Raw genomic sequence first — 16,296 nt, forward strand, 5'->3', positions numbered from 1 at the left:
ATAGATGCATTATCTAGAATACCAAACTTTGGCTAAATTTCAATGATTTTGTCTTTCGAAGCGCCAAGCTGACGGGATGAGTATGGTATGATAACACTATCAAGTGTAAATGAGGTGGTTTTGTGAATGACAACTGGGATCAATTATTATTTCCCTACCAACAAGCCGCAAAAGAATGGAAAGTAAAACTACGCGGAATGCGCAAGGAGTTTCAGGTCCGCGGTGAACACTCACCAATTGAATTTGTTACCAGTCGGATTAAGTCGATTCCTAGCATCGAAGAAAAAATGGAACGTCGACACATTAGTGTAGATCGACTCACGGAGGACATGGAGGATCTCTGTGGTCTGCGGATCATGTGTCCTTTTTTAGATGATGTGTACGAAGTGGTGCAATTGCTACGACGCAGAAACGACGTGGAAATTGTTTCGGAACGTGACTACGTGAATAACGAAAAGGAGAGTGGATATCGTTCTTATCACATCGTTTTTCGGTATCCGTTGCAAATGCTAGCTGGAGAACGAACCATTCTAGTGGAGATCCAGGTCCGAACGCTGGCTATGAACTTCTGGGCCACGTTAGAACACTCGCTTAATTATAAGCACTCTGGCGACTTTCCGGCGGATGTTCACAAACGGTTACAGGATGCTTCTGAAACTGCCTTTCGTTTAGATGAAGAGATGTCACAAATTCATCATGAACTTTCGGCGACAGAAGCAGACGAAGATCAAGATCATAAAGGAGAACAATGATGCGGATTGCAATTTTTGGGAATGATAACGCCGCTTCGACCACGGTGGCGACGTCGTTAGCCAAGTTAATTAATGATTCAGAGCAATTACAACTCGATGAGTTGAACCCAGAAGTGGTGATTTCGGTTGGTGGAGATGGAACCTTGTTATCAGCCTTTCATCACTATAAGGATCTAGCAGAGCGGGTCCGCTTTGTCGGGGTCCACACTGGCCACTTGGGTTTTTATACCGATTGGCGTGATAACGAGGTGGAACAACTGGTTTCTAGTCTGGAACGTGATAACGGCCAGAGTGTCAGTTATCCGTTGTTAGACATTAAGGTTGAGTATTCAGACCAGGGAGAACCAGACTACATGTTGGCCTTAAACGAATCAACCGTCAAAAAGTTGTTTGGGACGATGGTTGGCAAGGTCTATATCAAGGATCAGTTGTTTGAAAACTTCCGAGGCGATGGCTTATGTATTTCCACGCCTACGGGATCGACGGCTTACAACAAATCGGTCGGAGGAGCAATTATTTCCCCCCGGTTTAATGCCGTGCAAATGGCCGAGATGGCTTCCATTAATAACCGGGTCTTTCGAACGATTGGATCTCCGATCATCATTCCGCCTTCGGAAGAACTCACGATTGTCCCCAACGTTTCGTTGCACAACGTGTTAACTTGTGACCAATTGATGGTGAAGGATCGACCAATTAAATCGATTACTTACCGGATTTCGGAACGCAGAATTTACTTTGCGAAGTACCGGCATACCCACTTCTGGAAGCGAGTCGGGAATTCCTTTATTGGTGATAACCTGGATGAGTAAGTTTCAGTGGATTAATAAACAGCCGACGGAATTGAAGTTACGGACGTTTTTACTGCAACAGGGCGTGACGCGTTCCTTACTCAAACGGGTTAAATTTCACGGTGGCCAGTTATTGGTGAATCAAAAACCGCAGTTGCCTAACTTTTTGTTGCAACCAGGGGATGACGTGACACTGATTATGCCCCCGGAACCCCAAAATCCTCACTTGCAGGTGTCTAATCGTCCAATTGCCATTTTATATGAAGATGACAATTACCTGATTCTAAACAAGCCGGCGACGGTAGCGACGGTACCGTCGTCTTTGTATCCCAACCACACCTTAGTGAATCGGGTGCTCGGTTATTACATTCGTCAGGGACGAAGTAACCGGGTGATTCATGTGGTGAATCGATTGGATAAGGGAACCAGTGGACCGGTTATTTTTGCTAAAAACAGTCTTGCCCATTCATTGCTAGATCGGCAGTTAAAGCGGCACGAGGTACAAAAGGACTATGTAGCTGTTTTAGCCGGTCAAGTTGTTAATGAACATGCTTCAATCGTGCTTCCGGTTGGCCGTAAACCGGATTCATTTTTAGAACGAACGGTGACTAGGACTGGAAAATACGCGGAAACCGAGTTTTGGTGTCTACACCGAACGCAGCGCCATTCATTAGTCCGCATTCGGCTACACACTGGGCGTACGCATCAAATCCGAGTGCACTTTGCTGCCCTTGGACTACCGTTAGTCGGCGATTGGCTGTATAATCCCACCAATCATGAATTACCGCATCAAGCTTTACATTGTTATCGGCTTGCTTTTTTTGATGCTTTAACCAAACGGATGATTACGATCACGGCCCCAGTTCCTGCCTACTTTAATGAACTAATGCAACAAAAAAACGACTTTCGTTAGAAAGTCGTTTTTGTTTAATCAGCTAAAGGACTAATAATGGTGGGAACGTGGAGTTCACTTTCTACCCGCTGCGCACTTTGCAAATTAGCTGTCATGGGAACTAACTGTAAAGTGGGATAGGCTTTTAATGCCGTTTGTAATTCAGTCAGATGGTCGGTTGCCACGATTCCCCGAAATTGATGGTCACTTAGCCACTGAAGGGCGTGGGGCCATTCTGCGGCCGGCAGATTTGTAAATGCTGGAGAGAAGAACGGATCCATCCCAGCACTTGCTCCCAGCAGAATTTCTAAGGCCTCGTCGTCTAAATGTTGTGTTTTCGTTGTAGCGCCAAAAATAACCCCATCAACACCTAATTCTTGGCACTGAAACAAGTCGTCTTCCATCAGTTTGATTTCCGTGTCGTTCCACTCGCTAGCGTGGGGCGTTGCGCTAATCCACACGTCAAGACTTTTTTGGTGTTCGTGCAAGTAGCGCGTGGTAGCCGCAATTAAACCACGACTCGGGGTCTGGGCGTGATTAGCAAGGGCAACTCGCAGCAATGCTTGTTCTGCTGCTTTGGGCACCTCCTGAAAGGTCGCAATTAACGGTTCAATGTTCATGATTAATCATCCTCCTTGAACCTATCATATCATGCAAAAGAGCTTCGGGTCGCCCTCTACGTACCCCGAACAGGTGTGCTATAATGTACGTCTAAAGTTAGAAAATAGAAAGCGGAGAAATTTATGACTAATCACATTGTTTTGTTCGAACCCCTAATGCCTGCTAATACAGGAAATATTGCCCGGACCTGTGCGGGAACAGATACCGTTTTGGATTTGATTAAACCGCTCGGGTTTTCTGTAGATGATAAGCACCTGAAACGAGCAGGACTTGATTATTGGAATAAGGTTGATATTCGGTATCATGATAATTTACCGGCCTTTTTAGCTACCGTTTCTAATCAGAAAAATATGTTCTTAATTTCTAAATTCGGGGCCAAGACCTATACGGAACCGGATTATCATGACGCTGATCAGGACTACTACTTTATCTTTGGTAAGGAAACAACGGGTCTTCCCGAACGGTTTGAACAGCAGTATGCTGAACAAGCCCTACGGATTCCCCAGGATGATCGCCACATTCGGGCCCTCAATCTCTCAAACACCTGTGCCATTGTGATTTATGAAGTGTTACGGCAACAATCGTTTGCGGGCTTGGACCGCGTTCATACTTACGAACATGATAAACTAAAAGATTTTAAAGAATAGGAGAGGAGTTTTTGTGGCGGCTAGAAAACCAACGAAAAAGCGCACTACCAGAAAGAAACCAACCAGACGCCGCCAAACCACGAAAGCCAAACAACCCCGCTTACGGAATCGGTTGCTGGCGTACTTAGGCCAAAAACGGCACAATCTGTTTGGTTTAATGGAATTGATTTTAGCGGTACTTGGTCTTTTTAAACTGGGTATCGTTGGGGTGGGAGTAGCTAATTTAACCCGGCTGGTGGTCGGAAACCTATATCCCGTTCTGCTTCTGCTGTTGGCAGTTTTAGGAGCTCTGACCGGTTTGGAACTAAAACTGCCGAAGCTCAAAGAACGGGTGCTTGGTGGTCTTCTTTGCATCGGACTGGGATTGTTACTAGGAGCGTCCGTATTACAGTTTAATAGCCTTGGATTGCACGTGCAGTTGCTCCAAATCACTTGGGAAAGCGTTAGCAACGATTTAATTTCCGGTAAAATTAGTACCAACGCGGGAGGTGGACTCCTAGGGGCGGGCTTATTACTGATTTGTGCTAAGCTTTTCTCCTGGATTGGGGCAACTGGATTAGCAGTGGGCCTGATTATTGCCGGGTTCTTATTGTTGTTTAGGATTAACGTAGCTCACGTTCTTCGAAGGGGAATAAGACGCACACAAGGCTGGCTTAGGGCTAAAAGAGCAGCTTGGCATCGGCGGCAATTGGACCATTCCAAGCAGTCTCAAGTTCAACCTAGCGTTACAGCCACTCCACCAGTAACTAATGAGATTGTAGAATCGACGCCGTCTGCTGATAGTGCTACACCGGCATCTGTGGCCCCGGCTCCTCAAGAACAACCGGAAAGACCACCAAAAGTTCAGGTAGCAAGTGAGCAACCCGCTCCGGAACCAGAACCAGCGCCCGAATCCGCTCCCACGGTCACGGCAGCAAACGCTAGTGACTACCAGTTACCAGCTGTGAACCTGTTGAGTCAGATTCCTCCGGTTGATCAAACCCAGGAAATCGCAACTGCTAATCGTAATTCAAACACCCTGCAGGAAACGTTACGGAGTTTCGGGATTGATGCTACCGTCAAACATGTTAGTTTGGGGCCGTCTGTGACGGAATACGAGTTAGAGCCAGCGGTCGGAGTCAAAGTTAGTAAGATTGTGAATCTAAGTGATGACTTAGCGTTAGCCCTAGCGGCCAAGGACATTCGAATTGAAGCCCCGATTCCAGGGAAATCACTAATTGGAATTGAAGTTCCAAATCAAGAAGTGGCCACGGTTTCTTTTCGTGAGGTCTTTGAGCGGCAATCAGCTCAGGATCGCCATAGTTTTTTGACGGTTCCCTTAGGCAAGGACGTTAATGGGAACGTGGTCTCCTGTAATTTAACTAAGATGCCCCATTTGCTGATTGCTGGTTCAACGGGAAGCGGGAAATCGGTGGCCATTAACGGGATGCTTGTCAGTCTGCTATTAAAGGCTCGTCCTGATCAGGTGAAGTTAATGCTGATTGACCCTAAGCGGGTGGAATTGGGAGTTTACAACGGGATTCCCCACTTGTTATCCCCAGTGGTTTCTGATCCAAAAAAAGCGGCCCGAGCACTGCATAAAGTGGTCAGTGAAATGGAAGCCCGATACAAGTTGTTTGCTAAAAGTGGGCAACGAAAAATTGAGGGTTACAATCAGTTTATCCAGGAACAGAATCAGCAAGAAGGCACTGATTTACCACCGTTACCATACATCGTGGTCGTGGTTGACGAGCTGGCTGATTTAATGATGACGGTGTCAAACGAGGTGGAAAGTGCGATCATTCGCTTAGCTCAAATGGGACGAGCAGCCGGGGTGCACATGGTTCTAGCTACTCAGCGACCTTCAGTAGATGTTATTACGGGATTGATCAAGGCTAACGTCCCGTCACGGATTGCTTTTGCGGTTTCCAGTGGGATTGATTCGCGGACGATCCTTGATGCCAACGGAGCGGAAAAATTACTGGGACGTGGGGACATGTTGTACCAACCAATTGGGCAAAGCCGCGCCAGTCGGGTTCAGGGTTCGTTTATTTCGGACGTTGATGTTGAAACGATTGTGAATGCGGTGAAACAGGAAGGGCAGCCGGAATACGATGATAACTTAGTTGTAACTGATGCTGAAATGGAAGCCGAAGCGGCTGAAGAGGACCAGGATCCGTTGTTTGATGAAGCGCTAGCGTTCGTGGTTCACGAACACAAGGCCAGTACCTCGATGTTGCAGCGGCGCTTCCGGATTGGTTATAACCGGGCCGCACGCATTATCGATGACTTTGAACAACGGGGCTACGTGGGTCCACAACGGGGAAGTACGCCCCGGACGGTTTATAAGCAAGAGGATGCCGATCACTAACCAGTCAAAACAAAAAGAGGACTGAAAAATCTGCATTTTTCAGTCCTCTTTTTGTTTGGTGATGCTTAGCCACCAAAAACGGTTAAGGCAGAGCCCAAAATGACCCCGGCAAGGGTTACAATAATCATGATCCACACAAAAACGTACAGGATTTTTTGAAAGGTTGACTTATCTTTCCATTTTGTCACATTTACCACCACTTTCATTTTTTTTCGTTTAGAACCAATTCTAAAGGTGTCTGTTGGTCATTGCAAATGATATTTAGAAAGGAGGAAACTCATGCAGATGGTTCAAGTTCCCACTTCAATGAGTGCTTTGTTCCAACTTCAAATTATTCCAGCAATTGGGCTCGTGCTACTAGGATTCATCGTGAGTTTAATTAAACGGCTTAGTCACCAGCGATGGTTAAAAAAAGTGCGGCTACTAGATCTGTGCCCGCTTTTTGCAATCTGGGTAATCCCAGGTCTGACGCTGACTAGTCACGGCAATACCTGGTTGCCCCCGCTTTTGAGCATTTGGTTTGGGAGTGGGGCATTGTTGTTAATGATTTTGTTTTGTAAAGATGGTGAAATTATTCTCAAGCCATTTTTAATTCGCTGGTGGCGATGTGGCGATTTATATTGGCTGGCTTGCTATTTAATTGCACTTAGCTATGAAATTGGAATTCGGCTCTAAGTAGCATCAGAACAAATGTTCTCGTGCTACTTTTTTTGTGGGTAAAGTCCCTAATTAAGTGGTTCAAAGTGGGAGATTGTGGTAGACTGAGATTAGATTTAGGGGGACAGGAGGTCGAACTAGTGTTACTTGGTGAATATCGTCACAATGTTGACACAAAGGGACGGCTGATCATCCCGGCTAAATTTCGAGAACAACTGGGATCCAAGTTTATGGTTACCCGGGGACTTGATGGATGCTTGTTCGGGTATCCGCAAGCAGAATGGGAAAAGGTGCAGACAGAGATTGACCGCTTACCGTTTAACAAGCGGGATGCCCGGACCTTTGCCCGCCTCTTTTTTTCCGCTGCGACGGAGTGTGAATTTGATAAGCAGGGGCGAATTAACCTCCCCGAACCGTTGTTACAGTATGCCCACTTGGAAAAGCAATGTGTGCTAGCCGGGGTTTCCAATCGGTTTGAGATTTGGAACGCGGACCGGTGGGATCGTTACAACGACCAAGCCCAAGATGATTTTAATGAGATTGCCGAAAATTTATTAGATTTTTAAGCGTAGGAGTCAGTAGTAATGACCGAATTCAAACACGAAACAGTACTATTACACGAAGCTGTAGCTGAGTTGCACGTTCAACCAGCTGGTTTATACGTGGACTGTACCCTGGGCGGAGGTGGTCATAGCGCGCTGATTCTTTCCGAACTAACCACTGGTCATTTGTACGCCTTTGATCAGGATCAAACCGCAATTACGTATAATGAGCAGCACCTTCAGCCGTTTTTACGGCAACAAAAAGTGACGTTTATTCACGATAACTTTCGCAACCTGCAATCTGATTTGGCAGAGCAGGGCGTTAGCACCGTAGATGGAATTGTCTATGACTTGGGGGTTTCTTCTCCGCAATTTGATGATGCAAAACGGGGCTTTAGTTACCAACGGGATGCTAGGCTTGATATGCGGATGGATCAACGCCAAGCTCTGGATGCTTATCAAGTGGTAAATCAGTGGCCGTATGAAGATTTGGTTCGGATTTTCTTTCGGTACGGGGAAGAAAAATTCTCGAAGCAAATTGCCCGTAAGATTGAGCGCGAACGCCAAGAACAACCAATTGAAACGACAACCGAACTTGCGGAAATTGTGAAAGCAGCAATTCCAGCGGCAGCCCGGCGGCACGGTGGTAATCCAGCAAAACGGGTATTTCAAGCGATCCGGATTGCGGTCAACGACGAACTTGGGGCTCTTGAGGCGTCCCTTGAACAGGCGCTAAACCTACTAAAACCCCACGGTCGGCTTGCCGTCATTACGTTTCAATCTTTAGAGGATCGACTGGTAAAACGGATGTTTAAGGAACAAACCACCATCCCAGATTTACCACCGAATCTGCCAGTGATTCCACCGGAATTAGAGCCGCACTTTAAAATGGTGCAGAAAAAACCAATTTTGCCTAGTGCAGCTGAACAAACTGAAAATCATCGTTCCCACAGCGCTAAGCTACGCATCATTGAAAGAATTAGGTAGGAGGTCTCATCATCGTGGCACAAAATGGTCTTGCTGAACGACAAGTTGGTTTCAATCCAACTTCTCGCAGAAATTATCAACCGCACCGAAAAGGACGGCCAGTTCCCCAACTGCGCCTGTCCACATTTGAAAAAACCATCATGGTAACGGGGGTCATCCTAATGGTGGCCCTGATGATCGCCGTGGTGTCCGCCAAAAATCAGCTTAATCAAGAACAACGAACCCTGCAGAATACAACGACGAAGAGTTCCAAGTTAAACCGACAAAATCAAAGTCTGAGTCAGGAACTGGACGTAAAGGAAATGAAAGCCATTAATCACGTAGTTAAACAGGATAAACTTTCCATTGCAGATTCAGACGTAAGGAATGTTTCACGATGAATAAGAAACAAACTGAGATGAATAATCAAAGAAGAGCAGTCAAAACCAGGCAATTAGCGGGAAAAAGCTTATTGTTCTTTGTTTTGGCGATTTTCTTGTTGATTATCATCTTTTTTTCGCACAAGGCCCTTTTTAAACGAGCCAACGGAGTTAATCTCGCTGATCGAACCCAAAAACTGTACAATCAAACCAGCATTATGCATGCCCGGCGGGGAACCATTTACGCTAGTAACGGACAACCACTGGCAGAAAATACGAATACTTATACGCTTTATGCGGTTTTAAACCATCAGCAAAAGGATTTAAAAGGGAAGCCAGAATACGTGCAGGACAAGGAAAAAACGGCGCGGATATTGGCTGCTAATTTACCGATTTCCTACGAGAAAGCCTATCAAGCCTTAAATCCTAAGCAGAAAACCTTTCAGGTGGAATTTGGAAACGCGGGAAATAACATTTCATTAGCGACCAAACAAAAGATTCAAGCGGGTCATTTAACGGGATTGAACTTTATTGCGCAACCCGCGCGGATGTATCCCAACGGAATCTTTGCTTCTCACGTAGTCGGATTAGCATCTTCAAAGGTGGATCAAAAGACCCAGCAGACTAATTTAATTGGACAGATGGGAATTGAAAACCGCTTTGAAAAGGATTTAAAGGGAACGGACGGATTTAAGCAGAGTCAACATGATAACTACGGGTATCAAATTCCGTCAGAAAAACCCAAGGAAAAGAAACCACAAAATGGCAAGAACGTGCATACAACGATTGACCCCAAGCTAGAAAGACTCTTAGAGAACCAAATGAGTCAGGTTGATCAGGATGTTCATCCGAAGGTTTTAAATGCAATCCTGATGGACGCTAAAACCGGAGAGATTAAGGCTGCTGCACAACGCCCCACCTTTAATCCCACTACCGGACAAGGGCTAGGTGACGTTTGGCGGGATACCCTAACTCAGGATCTGTACGAACCAGGCTCGACCATGAAGATTTTTACGATGGCAGCTTCGATTGATAGCGGTCACTACCGCGGTTCTGATACATATCGTTCCGGGATCTACCAAATTGGAAATCAAATCGTGCCCGATTGGAATCGAAATGGCTGGGGAACGATTACTTATGATAAGGGATTTGCTTTGTCTAGTAACGTTGCCATGGCTCACCTTGAAGAAAACATGGGACCTGAAACTTGGAAAAATTACATCAAACGGTTCCAGTTATTGCAGAATAATTCGTCCGATTTTGACCAACAGGCCATGGGTTCCATGCAGTTCCAGCGTCCAATTGAACAAGCCAATACGGCCTTTGGACAGGGGATCCAGGTGACTGCGCTCCAAATGATGCAAGGCTTTACGGCGATTGCTAACAACGGAACCATGATCAAACCTCGTGTTGTTGATAAGGTTACTGATAGTCAAAACAAACGAGTGATCAAAAATTATTCACGCCAAGTGGTTGGTCATCCCATTTCGGCATCAACCGCCAAACAGATGCGTAAGCACATGGAAGACGTGGTTTACAAAGATTACGGTATCGGCCATGATTTTCAAATTGATGGTTATCGGGTGGCTGCTAAAACGGGGACGGCGCAAGTGGCGGATGAACACGGGCAGTATGAAAACGGGAACAACAGCTACCTATATTCGGTTGCCGGAATGGCTCCCGCTAAAAAACCCCGTTATATCATGTACGTCACGATGAAACAACCGCAATTAGGTGATCACATCGCCACTAAGGAAAGTGCTAAAATTTTCAACGTAGTGATGAAAAAAGCGCTGGATGATGATAAAAACAAAAAGCAGACAAATTAGCTGAGCAGAGGACGCTGCTTTAAACTATCCTTACACGCCAAGAAGCGGTTCAGCTCAATTAATGATTTAGAGTAAAGTAGTAATTTGGGTTAGCACGATAGGTGCAGAAAGGAATGGAATTTAATGGAAATCATGGATGGAATATTACCCCTCGTGGTGGGGTTTGCCTTAACGCTAGGCTTTACCCCCTTACTAATTAAATATTTTCGGGCCAAAAAAGAAGGTCAGATGATTCGTGAGGAAGGACCGAGTTGGCACGAAAAAAAGAGTGGAACGCCCACGATGGGAGGACTAGGCTTTGTAACAGCCATCATTTTGACCGGGATTGGGCTGGGTCTCTGGTTGCACCAGTTAAATTCTGTCCTGTTGATTTTATTGTTTGTCCTGTTGTTCTTTGGCTTAATTGGGATGTGGGACGATAGCATCAAGCTCTTTCGGCGCCAAAACGAAGGGTTTAAAGCATGGCAAAAATTCGCCCTCCAAGTCTTTGGTTCCCTGGTCTTTGCAGCGGGATACTACGTATGGGGGTTTCCCATGTCAATCCGCTTCTTTGGCATCGGTGAAGTTCACTTAGGCTTCTTGTACGTGTTGTTTGTCATCTTCTGGCTAACTGGTTTTTCCAACGCGGTCAACTTAACCGACGGTCTCGACGGGTTAGTCAGTGGATTGAGTGCGATTGCATTTGCTGCCTATGGAATCATTGCTCAGGTGCAAGGTCAATACGAAGTAGAACTTTTCTGCTGGACGGTGGTTGGCTCCGTGCTGGCCTTTCTGGTCTTTAACCATAAACCGGCCCAAATCTTCATGGGTGACATGGGATCATTAGCATTGGGAGCGGCTCTTGCAGCGGTTTCTATCTTGTTACACCATGAACTTTCCCTGTTATGGATTGGACTTGTGTTTGTTTTAGAAACTCTCAGTGTGATTCTGCAAGTAGGATCCTTTAAACTAACCGGGAAGCGGATTTTTAAGATGACCCCCATTCATCATAGCTTTGAAATGATTGGTTGGAGTGAATGGAAAATTGACCTGGTTTTCTGGGCCGTGGGCTTATTTACCGCCGTCACCGGTGTATTGACAATGATTTAAGGTAGGAGCTTAGCATGCGAGAGATTAATGATTATCGAGATAAAAACGTGCTGGTATTTGGAGCAGGAATGAGTGGCACCAATGCCGCCCTTTTGTTGGTTAAATTGGGTGCTCACGTGACTCTAACTGATGCGAAATCGGCTACAGAGATTGCGGATTATCAGCGTTTGGAGAACGCTGGCGTTAAAGTAGTTGCCGGTGATTCTCCAGTTAGTTTGGTTGATTCCGCTGATCTAATGGTCAAAAATCCAGGTATTCCCTATACGGTACCGTTGGTGCAGGCTGCATTGCAAAAACAGATTCCCATTATTTGTGAGGTAGAATTGGCTTCAGAAATTTCCAGTGCTCCGATCATTGGTGTGACCGGAAGTAACGGAAAAACAACGACCACGACTATGATTAGTGAGATGTTGAGTGCCGGGATGAGCAATGGAAAAGCCTATCGGGCCGGAAACATTGGCATTCCAGCAACGCAAGTCGCCCAACGGGTGACGGCCCATGATCAAATTGTTATGGAACTGTCCAGTTTTATGTTGCTGGGGATTACGCAACTACATCCCCACATTGCGGTCATTACGAACATTTACTCGAATCATTTAGATTACCACAAGACAAGGGCTAATTACGTTGCCGCTAAGATGCGGATTACAAAGAACCAAACTAACCGGGACTTTTTGGTGATGAACTTTGATCAACCAGAATGGCGGAAACTAAGTCAGCAAAGTCAGGCGCTGGTAGTACCATTTTCTGCGCAGGGTCAATACGAAGATGGAGCCTATCAACACCGCGGTAAGTTGTACTTTCGCGATGAGTTCATCATGAAGGCGGATGAATTAAAGAGTAACAGTGAGCCAAACATCGAGAACGCTTTGGCTGCGATTGCGGTGGCTAAGTTATCGGGAGTTCCAACGGCTAAAATTGTAGAGGTCTTAAAGACTTTCTCCGGGGTTCGGCATCGAAATCAGTACGTGTTAACCGCGGATGGCCGGGAATTTTACAACGATTCGAAGGCTACGGATATCGAAGCCACGCAAATGGCATTGGCCGGCATGCACCAACCAGTGGTTTTAATTGCAGGAGGCTTAGACCGGGGCTATACGTTTGAAAAACTTGAACCAGAGCTACGTGAGCATGTACGTGGCATGGTCGTCTTTGGCGAAACGGCTGAGTTAATGAAGCAGGCCGGGACGGCAGCGGGCGTCCCAACCATTAAGGTGGTTAATAACCTGGACCAAGCAGTGCCAGAGGCCTACCAACTAAGCCAACCGGGTGATGTAATCTTGCTGTCACCCGCAAACGCCAGCTGGGATCAATTTGCAAGTTATGAAGAACGCGGAGACCGCTTTATTACGAATGTCGAACAACTGACCGGCCAACGGGAGGAGAAATAAAGATGAAGATGATTGTTTCTGGTGGGGGAACCGGAGGACATATTTATCCGGCCTTAGCGCTGGTAGAAGCGCTCCAACGCCAAGATGCTGGGGCCCAGGTTTTGTACGTGGGCTCCAAACGGGGGCTGGAAAAAAACATTGTTCCCGAAAAGGGAATTGCCTTTCGCGAACTTAAGATTCAGGGATTTAAACGGAAGCTTTTTTCCCTCTATAATTTTGAAACGGTCTACCTCTTTTTAAAGAGCGTACAGGCTGCTAAACGCATTATTAGACAATTTCATCCCGATGTAGTGGTCGGAACGGGAGGCTACGTATCCGGAGCAGTCCTATATGCGGCCGCTAAAATGGGAGTTCCAACGGTGATCCACGAACAAAATAGCGTTGTGGGATGGACCAATAAGTTTTTGAGTCGGTACGTCGATAAAATTGGGATTGCCTTTGAAGAAGCGCGTTCCCAATTTCCGGAACAAAAGGTAGTTTTTACCGGGAATCCACGTGCCCAACAGGTAGCAGAAATTAAGAGCAACTTCCACTGGTCCGAACTACAATTACAAGATGATGTTCCCACGGTGCTCGTTTTTGGCGGTAGTCAGGGAGCCCTGAAGCTAAACGAAGCAATGGTAGCGGCGCTCCCTAAGTTTAACCAGCGTGACTACCAGGTAGTTTTTGTAACCGGCCGGGGGCGTTATGAAGGGGTAATGGAAAGCCTGAAGAAGGTCCCGATTAACGATAATGTGAAGGTCTTACCTTATGTAGATAACATGCCCGAGGTTTTACCCCAAGTGGCGTTAATCGTGGGTCGAGCTGGAGCCACGAGCCTTGCGGAAATTACGGCCGACGGGATTCCATCAATTCTCATCCCCAGTCCCTACGTAACGGCCGATCACCAAACGAAGAACGCGATGAGCTTGGTTAACCAACACGCTGCCCTCTTAGAAACGGAAGCAGAACTAAGTGGTTCCAGTTTATTGAGTAAAATTGACAGTCTAATGAATAATCCCCAAGAACGACACGAAATGGCCCAAAATGCCAAAAAGATGGGCGTTCCCGATGCCGCTGACCAGTTGCTTGACGTGTGCCGGGATGCAATTCGGCTACATCGCAGTTAAGTGGGGGTTCACCCATGGACGAAAAACGGAACGAACGAGACGAGATAGTCGAAAAGCGATTTCAAGCTGATTATGACCGTAAGTGGCGGCACCGGCGGTTGCGGGTTGGTCGAAAAAACCGACGGATTCGAAGAGAACGGTGGTCTCGATCACTGCGGATGGCTGGTCCGTTGCTAATTATCTTCATTGGCCTCTGTGTCTACTTTGGTTACCAGGCTTCTCCAGCTAGCCGGGTGGGGAGCATTCAGATCGCACCGCCCACAGCTCGGCAGTTATTTAGAAATGAGATTCCCCTTGAAGTGGGAGATAATCTCCACCTGGTTAAACGAGAACTACCCCAGTTACAACGGCAGTTACTCCAAAAGCACCCGAATGTGACGAACCTGACGGCTACCACTGCTGGAAATCAAATTCAGATTCATGCTCAAATTGCAGCGCCGGTGGCTGCTTTACAAATTGGGCAGCGGTTTAAGGCGGTTTATCCAAACGGAAGAACCCAGCCCAAGCAGTTTTCTCATAAACGTTTGGAGCAGCTGACCCAGTTACAGGGTAATTTGGATGCGAAAACAACGACGGTGCTTGGTAAACAACTAGGGCGTGTCTCCAAAGGAATGCGAACTAACGTGGCAGAGATTACCCCGGAAAAGGGCAAGGGCAGTCACGAACAGGTGCTGCTCAAGCTCCGGGATGGGAACCAAATCATTATGTTTGCGAACCAATTGGAACAAAAACTACGAGATTATCAAAAGCTCAAACCAACTTTACGAAAGCCTAGCATCGTGCACATGGAATTTGGAGCATATGCGACGCCAATTCAGTGAGCGCGCGTTCTCAAACTGGTTTGAGTATGGTAGACTGATAACAAATATTAACTGACAAACGTGCAGTGCTAGTACTTAAGCGGGAGGCTCCACATCTTATGAAAGAATCAGATATTTACGTTGGCTTAGACATCGGAACCACTTCGATTAAAGCAATTGTAGCCCAGCGCATTGATGGGCAAACAAATGTGATTGGAGTGGGAAACGAACCGTCGGCCGGAGTGAGTCGGGGGATTATTGTTGACATCGATAAAGCAGCTTCGGCCATTCGCAAGACCCTGGATCAAGCAGAAGCAAAGTCCGGAGTAAAAATTAGTAGTGTAATTGTTGGCTTGCCAGCGGATCTGGTTAGCATTGACCGCTGTTCTGGCATGATTAGTCTTTCAGACAGTACGCAGGAAATTGGCAACCGGGAAATTATGGATGTTGCGCAGGCTGCGATTTCAAACAACCTACCACAGGAACGGGAAGTCATCAACCTGCTACCGGAAGAATTTAAGATTGATGACTTTGATGATATTTCTGATCCTCGGGGTATGGTTGGTTCCCGACTTGAATTAACCGGGCGGCTAATTACCGGACCAAAGACGATCATTCACAACGTGCGCAAGGCCGTTGCCAATGCTGGAGTAACAATTGATCAGCTGGTGGTTGGCGCGGAAGCAGAAGGAAAGACAGTCCTTTCTGACTCAGAGCAAGACTTTGGAACGATTTTGATGGACTTGGGTGGCGGACAATCGACGGCAGCTGTCATTCATGATCACGAATTAAAATACATTGACGTTGATCACGAAGGTGGGCAATACATCACGAAGGATATTTCCTCCGTTTTAAACATCTCCTTAGCAGATGCGGATAGCATCAAACGAGAATACGGAATTGCTGACGCTCAGTACGCAGTGGTTGATAACGAGTTTTCCATTGAAGTTGTCGGTCAGAGCCAACCCCGTAAGATCAACGAAAAACTGCTGGCCGAAATCATTGAGGCTCGGTTAGATCAAATCCTGGGTCGATTGAAAGATAAGTTAACGGCGGTCAACGCACTGGGAATGCCCGGGGGGATTGTTTTAACCGGAGGGGTGGCTTCCATGCCTAAGATTGCAGAACTAGCTGCCAACACCTTTGGGATGAACGTGCGGGTGTACGTTCCGGATAAAATGGGCTTACGCCATTCCTCGTTTGCGTTAGGGTTAGCCTTGGTTAACTATGCGATCGAAATGAGCGACGTGGAACGGGTCATTTACGACATCTTTGCAACCAATCACACTGCATCAGCCGCTAACTTAGAGCCAGAACCAGAGCAGGATCCTGACCAATACCAGGAAGACGCTCCTGTCACTGACGAGGGAAACGATTCCTCCTTCTTTTCGCGGCGCAGTCAAGGGCAGCAACAAAAGAAACGCAAAAAGAACGGCTTTAACTTCTCTTTGAAAAATTTCTTTGAATAACCACGGAGGGTAGA

The 16,296-nt window shown here is 46.6% G+C and carries 17 protein-coding genes; 15 read left to right on the forward strand and 2 right to left on the reverse strand.

From position 1 onward, the window contains the following. The first annotated feature begins 122 nt into the window (after positions 1-122). The 3 genes from M3M39_RS03735 to M3M39_RS03745 are packed head-to-tail and all read left to right on the forward strand — an operon-like array spanning position 123 to position 2,453. Positions 123-752, forward strand: a complete 630-nt coding sequence (locus tag M3M39_RS03735) for a GTP pyrophosphokinase (RefSeq protein WP_252796540.1) — start codon at positions 123-125, stop codon at positions 750-752. Continuing rightward, positions 752-1,561, forward strand: a complete 810-nt coding sequence (locus M3M39_RS03740) for an NAD kinase (RefSeq protein ID WP_252796541.1) — start codon at positions 752-754, stop codon at positions 1,559-1,561. Before M3M39_RS03735 ends, M3M39_RS03740 begins: the two co-directional genes overlap by 1 nt. Then, complete coding sequence (locus M3M39_RS03745) at positions 1,554-2,453, forward strand: RluA family pseudouridine synthase (RefSeq protein WP_252796542.1); 900 nt, start codon at positions 1,554-1,556, stop codon at positions 2,451-2,453. The genes M3M39_RS03740 and M3M39_RS03745 overlap by 8 nt, the downstream gene beginning before the upstream one ends. A gap of 14 nt (positions 2,454-2,467) precedes the next feature. Here M3M39_RS03745 and M3M39_RS03750 read toward each other — a convergent pair whose 3' ends face one another. Next, complete coding sequence (locus M3M39_RS03750) at positions 2,468-3,052, reverse strand: copper homeostasis protein CutC (RefSeq protein WP_252796543.1); 585 nt, start codon at positions 3,050-3,052, stop codon at positions 2,468-2,470. 123 nt (positions 3,053-3,175) lie between these two features. On the opposite strand from M3M39_RS03750, the gene M3M39_RS03755 reads away from it, so the two are divergent. Both M3M39_RS03755 and M3M39_RS03760 read left to right on the forward strand, forming a co-directional pair. Next, on the forward strand, positions 3,176-3,700 hold the full coding sequence (locus tag M3M39_RS03755; protein WP_252796544.1) for a tRNA (cytidine(34)-2'-O)-methyltransferase: 525 nt from the start codon (positions 3,176-3,178) through the stop codon (positions 3,698-3,700). Positions 3,701-3,713: 13 nt separating this feature from the next. Next, positions 3,714-6,050 (forward strand): DNA translocase FtsK, encoded by a 2,337-nt coding sequence (locus M3M39_RS03760; protein WP_338028466.1) that lies wholly within the window; start codon positions 3,714-3,716, stop codon positions 6,048-6,050. Between the two features lie 65 nt (positions 6,051-6,115). On the opposite strand, the gene M3M39_RS03765 is transcribed toward M3M39_RS03760, so the two are convergent. Next, positions 6,116-6,238 (reverse strand): DUF4044 domain-containing protein, encoded by a 123-nt coding sequence (locus M3M39_RS03765; protein ID WP_252796545.1) that lies wholly within the window; start codon positions 6,236-6,238, stop codon positions 6,116-6,118. Between the two features lie 91 nt (positions 6,239-6,329). Between M3M39_RS03765 and M3M39_RS03770 the strand changes: the two genes are divergently transcribed. From M3M39_RS03770 to ftsA, 10 genes are all read left to right on the forward strand, one after another. Continuing rightward, positions 6,330-6,725, forward strand: a complete 396-nt coding sequence (locus M3M39_RS03770; RefSeq protein ID WP_252796546.1) for a DUF3397 family protein — start codon at positions 6,330-6,332, stop codon at positions 6,723-6,725. A 68-nt stretch (positions 6,726-6,793) separates the two neighbouring features. After that, a complete protein-coding gene (gene mraZ, locus M3M39_RS03775; RefSeq protein WP_420842991.1) occupies positions 6,794-7,273 on the forward strand; it encodes a division/cell wall cluster transcriptional repressor MraZ in 480 nt (159 codons plus the stop codon). An 18-nt stretch (positions 7,274-7,291) separates the two neighbouring features. After that, positions 7,292-8,236, forward strand: a complete 945-nt coding sequence (gene rsmH / locus M3M39_RS03780; RefSeq protein WP_252796548.1) for a 16S rRNA (cytosine(1402)-N(4))-methyltransferase RsmH — start codon at positions 7,292-7,294, stop codon at positions 8,234-8,236. A gap of 14 nt (positions 8,237-8,250) precedes the next feature. Further along, on the forward strand, positions 8,251-8,616 hold the full coding sequence (locus M3M39_RS03785) for a hypothetical protein (RefSeq protein ID WP_252796549.1): 366 nt from the start codon (positions 8,251-8,253) through the stop codon (positions 8,614-8,616). Continuing rightward, complete coding sequence (locus tag M3M39_RS03790) at positions 8,613-10,424, forward strand: peptidoglycan D,D-transpeptidase FtsI family protein (RefSeq protein WP_252796550.1); 1,812 nt, start codon at positions 8,613-8,615, stop codon at positions 10,422-10,424. The genes M3M39_RS03785 and M3M39_RS03790 overlap by 4 nt, the downstream gene beginning before the upstream one ends. Positions 10,425-10,556: 132 nt before the next feature. Beyond that, on the forward strand, positions 10,557-11,513 hold the full coding sequence (gene mraY, locus M3M39_RS03795) for a phospho-N-acetylmuramoyl-pentapeptide-transferase (protein WP_252797961.1): 957 nt from the start codon (positions 10,557-10,559) through the stop codon (positions 11,511-11,513). A gap of 14 nt (positions 11,514-11,527) precedes the next feature. Next, entirely contained in the window at positions 11,528-12,904 is a 1,377-nt protein-coding gene (gene murD / locus M3M39_RS03800) for a UDP-N-acetylmuramoyl-L-alanine--D-glutamate ligase (protein WP_252796551.1), read from the forward strand. Positions 12,905-12,906: 2 nt separating this feature from the next. Beyond that, a complete protein-coding gene (gene murG / locus M3M39_RS03805; protein ID WP_252796552.1) occupies positions 12,907-14,013 on the forward strand; it encodes an undecaprenyldiphospho-muramoylpentapeptide beta-N-acetylglucosaminyltransferase in 1,107 nt (368 codons plus the stop codon). Between the two features lie 14 nt (positions 14,014-14,027). Further along, entirely contained in the window at positions 14,028-14,834 is an 807-nt protein-coding gene (locus M3M39_RS03810) for a hypothetical protein (RefSeq protein WP_252796553.1), read from the forward strand. A 98-nt stretch (positions 14,835-14,932) separates the two neighbouring features. After that, complete coding sequence (ftsA, locus tag M3M39_RS03815) at positions 14,933-16,282, forward strand: cell division protein FtsA (RefSeq protein ID WP_252796554.1); 1,350 nt, start codon at positions 14,933-14,935, stop codon at positions 16,280-16,282. Positions 16,283-16,296: the final 14 nt, after the last annotated feature.

The organism is Fructilactobacillus hinvesii, from assembly GCF_024029435.1.
GTDB classification, from domain to species: Bacteria; Bacillota; Bacilli; order Lactobacillales; family Lactobacillaceae; genus Fructilactobacillus; species Fructilactobacillus hinvesii.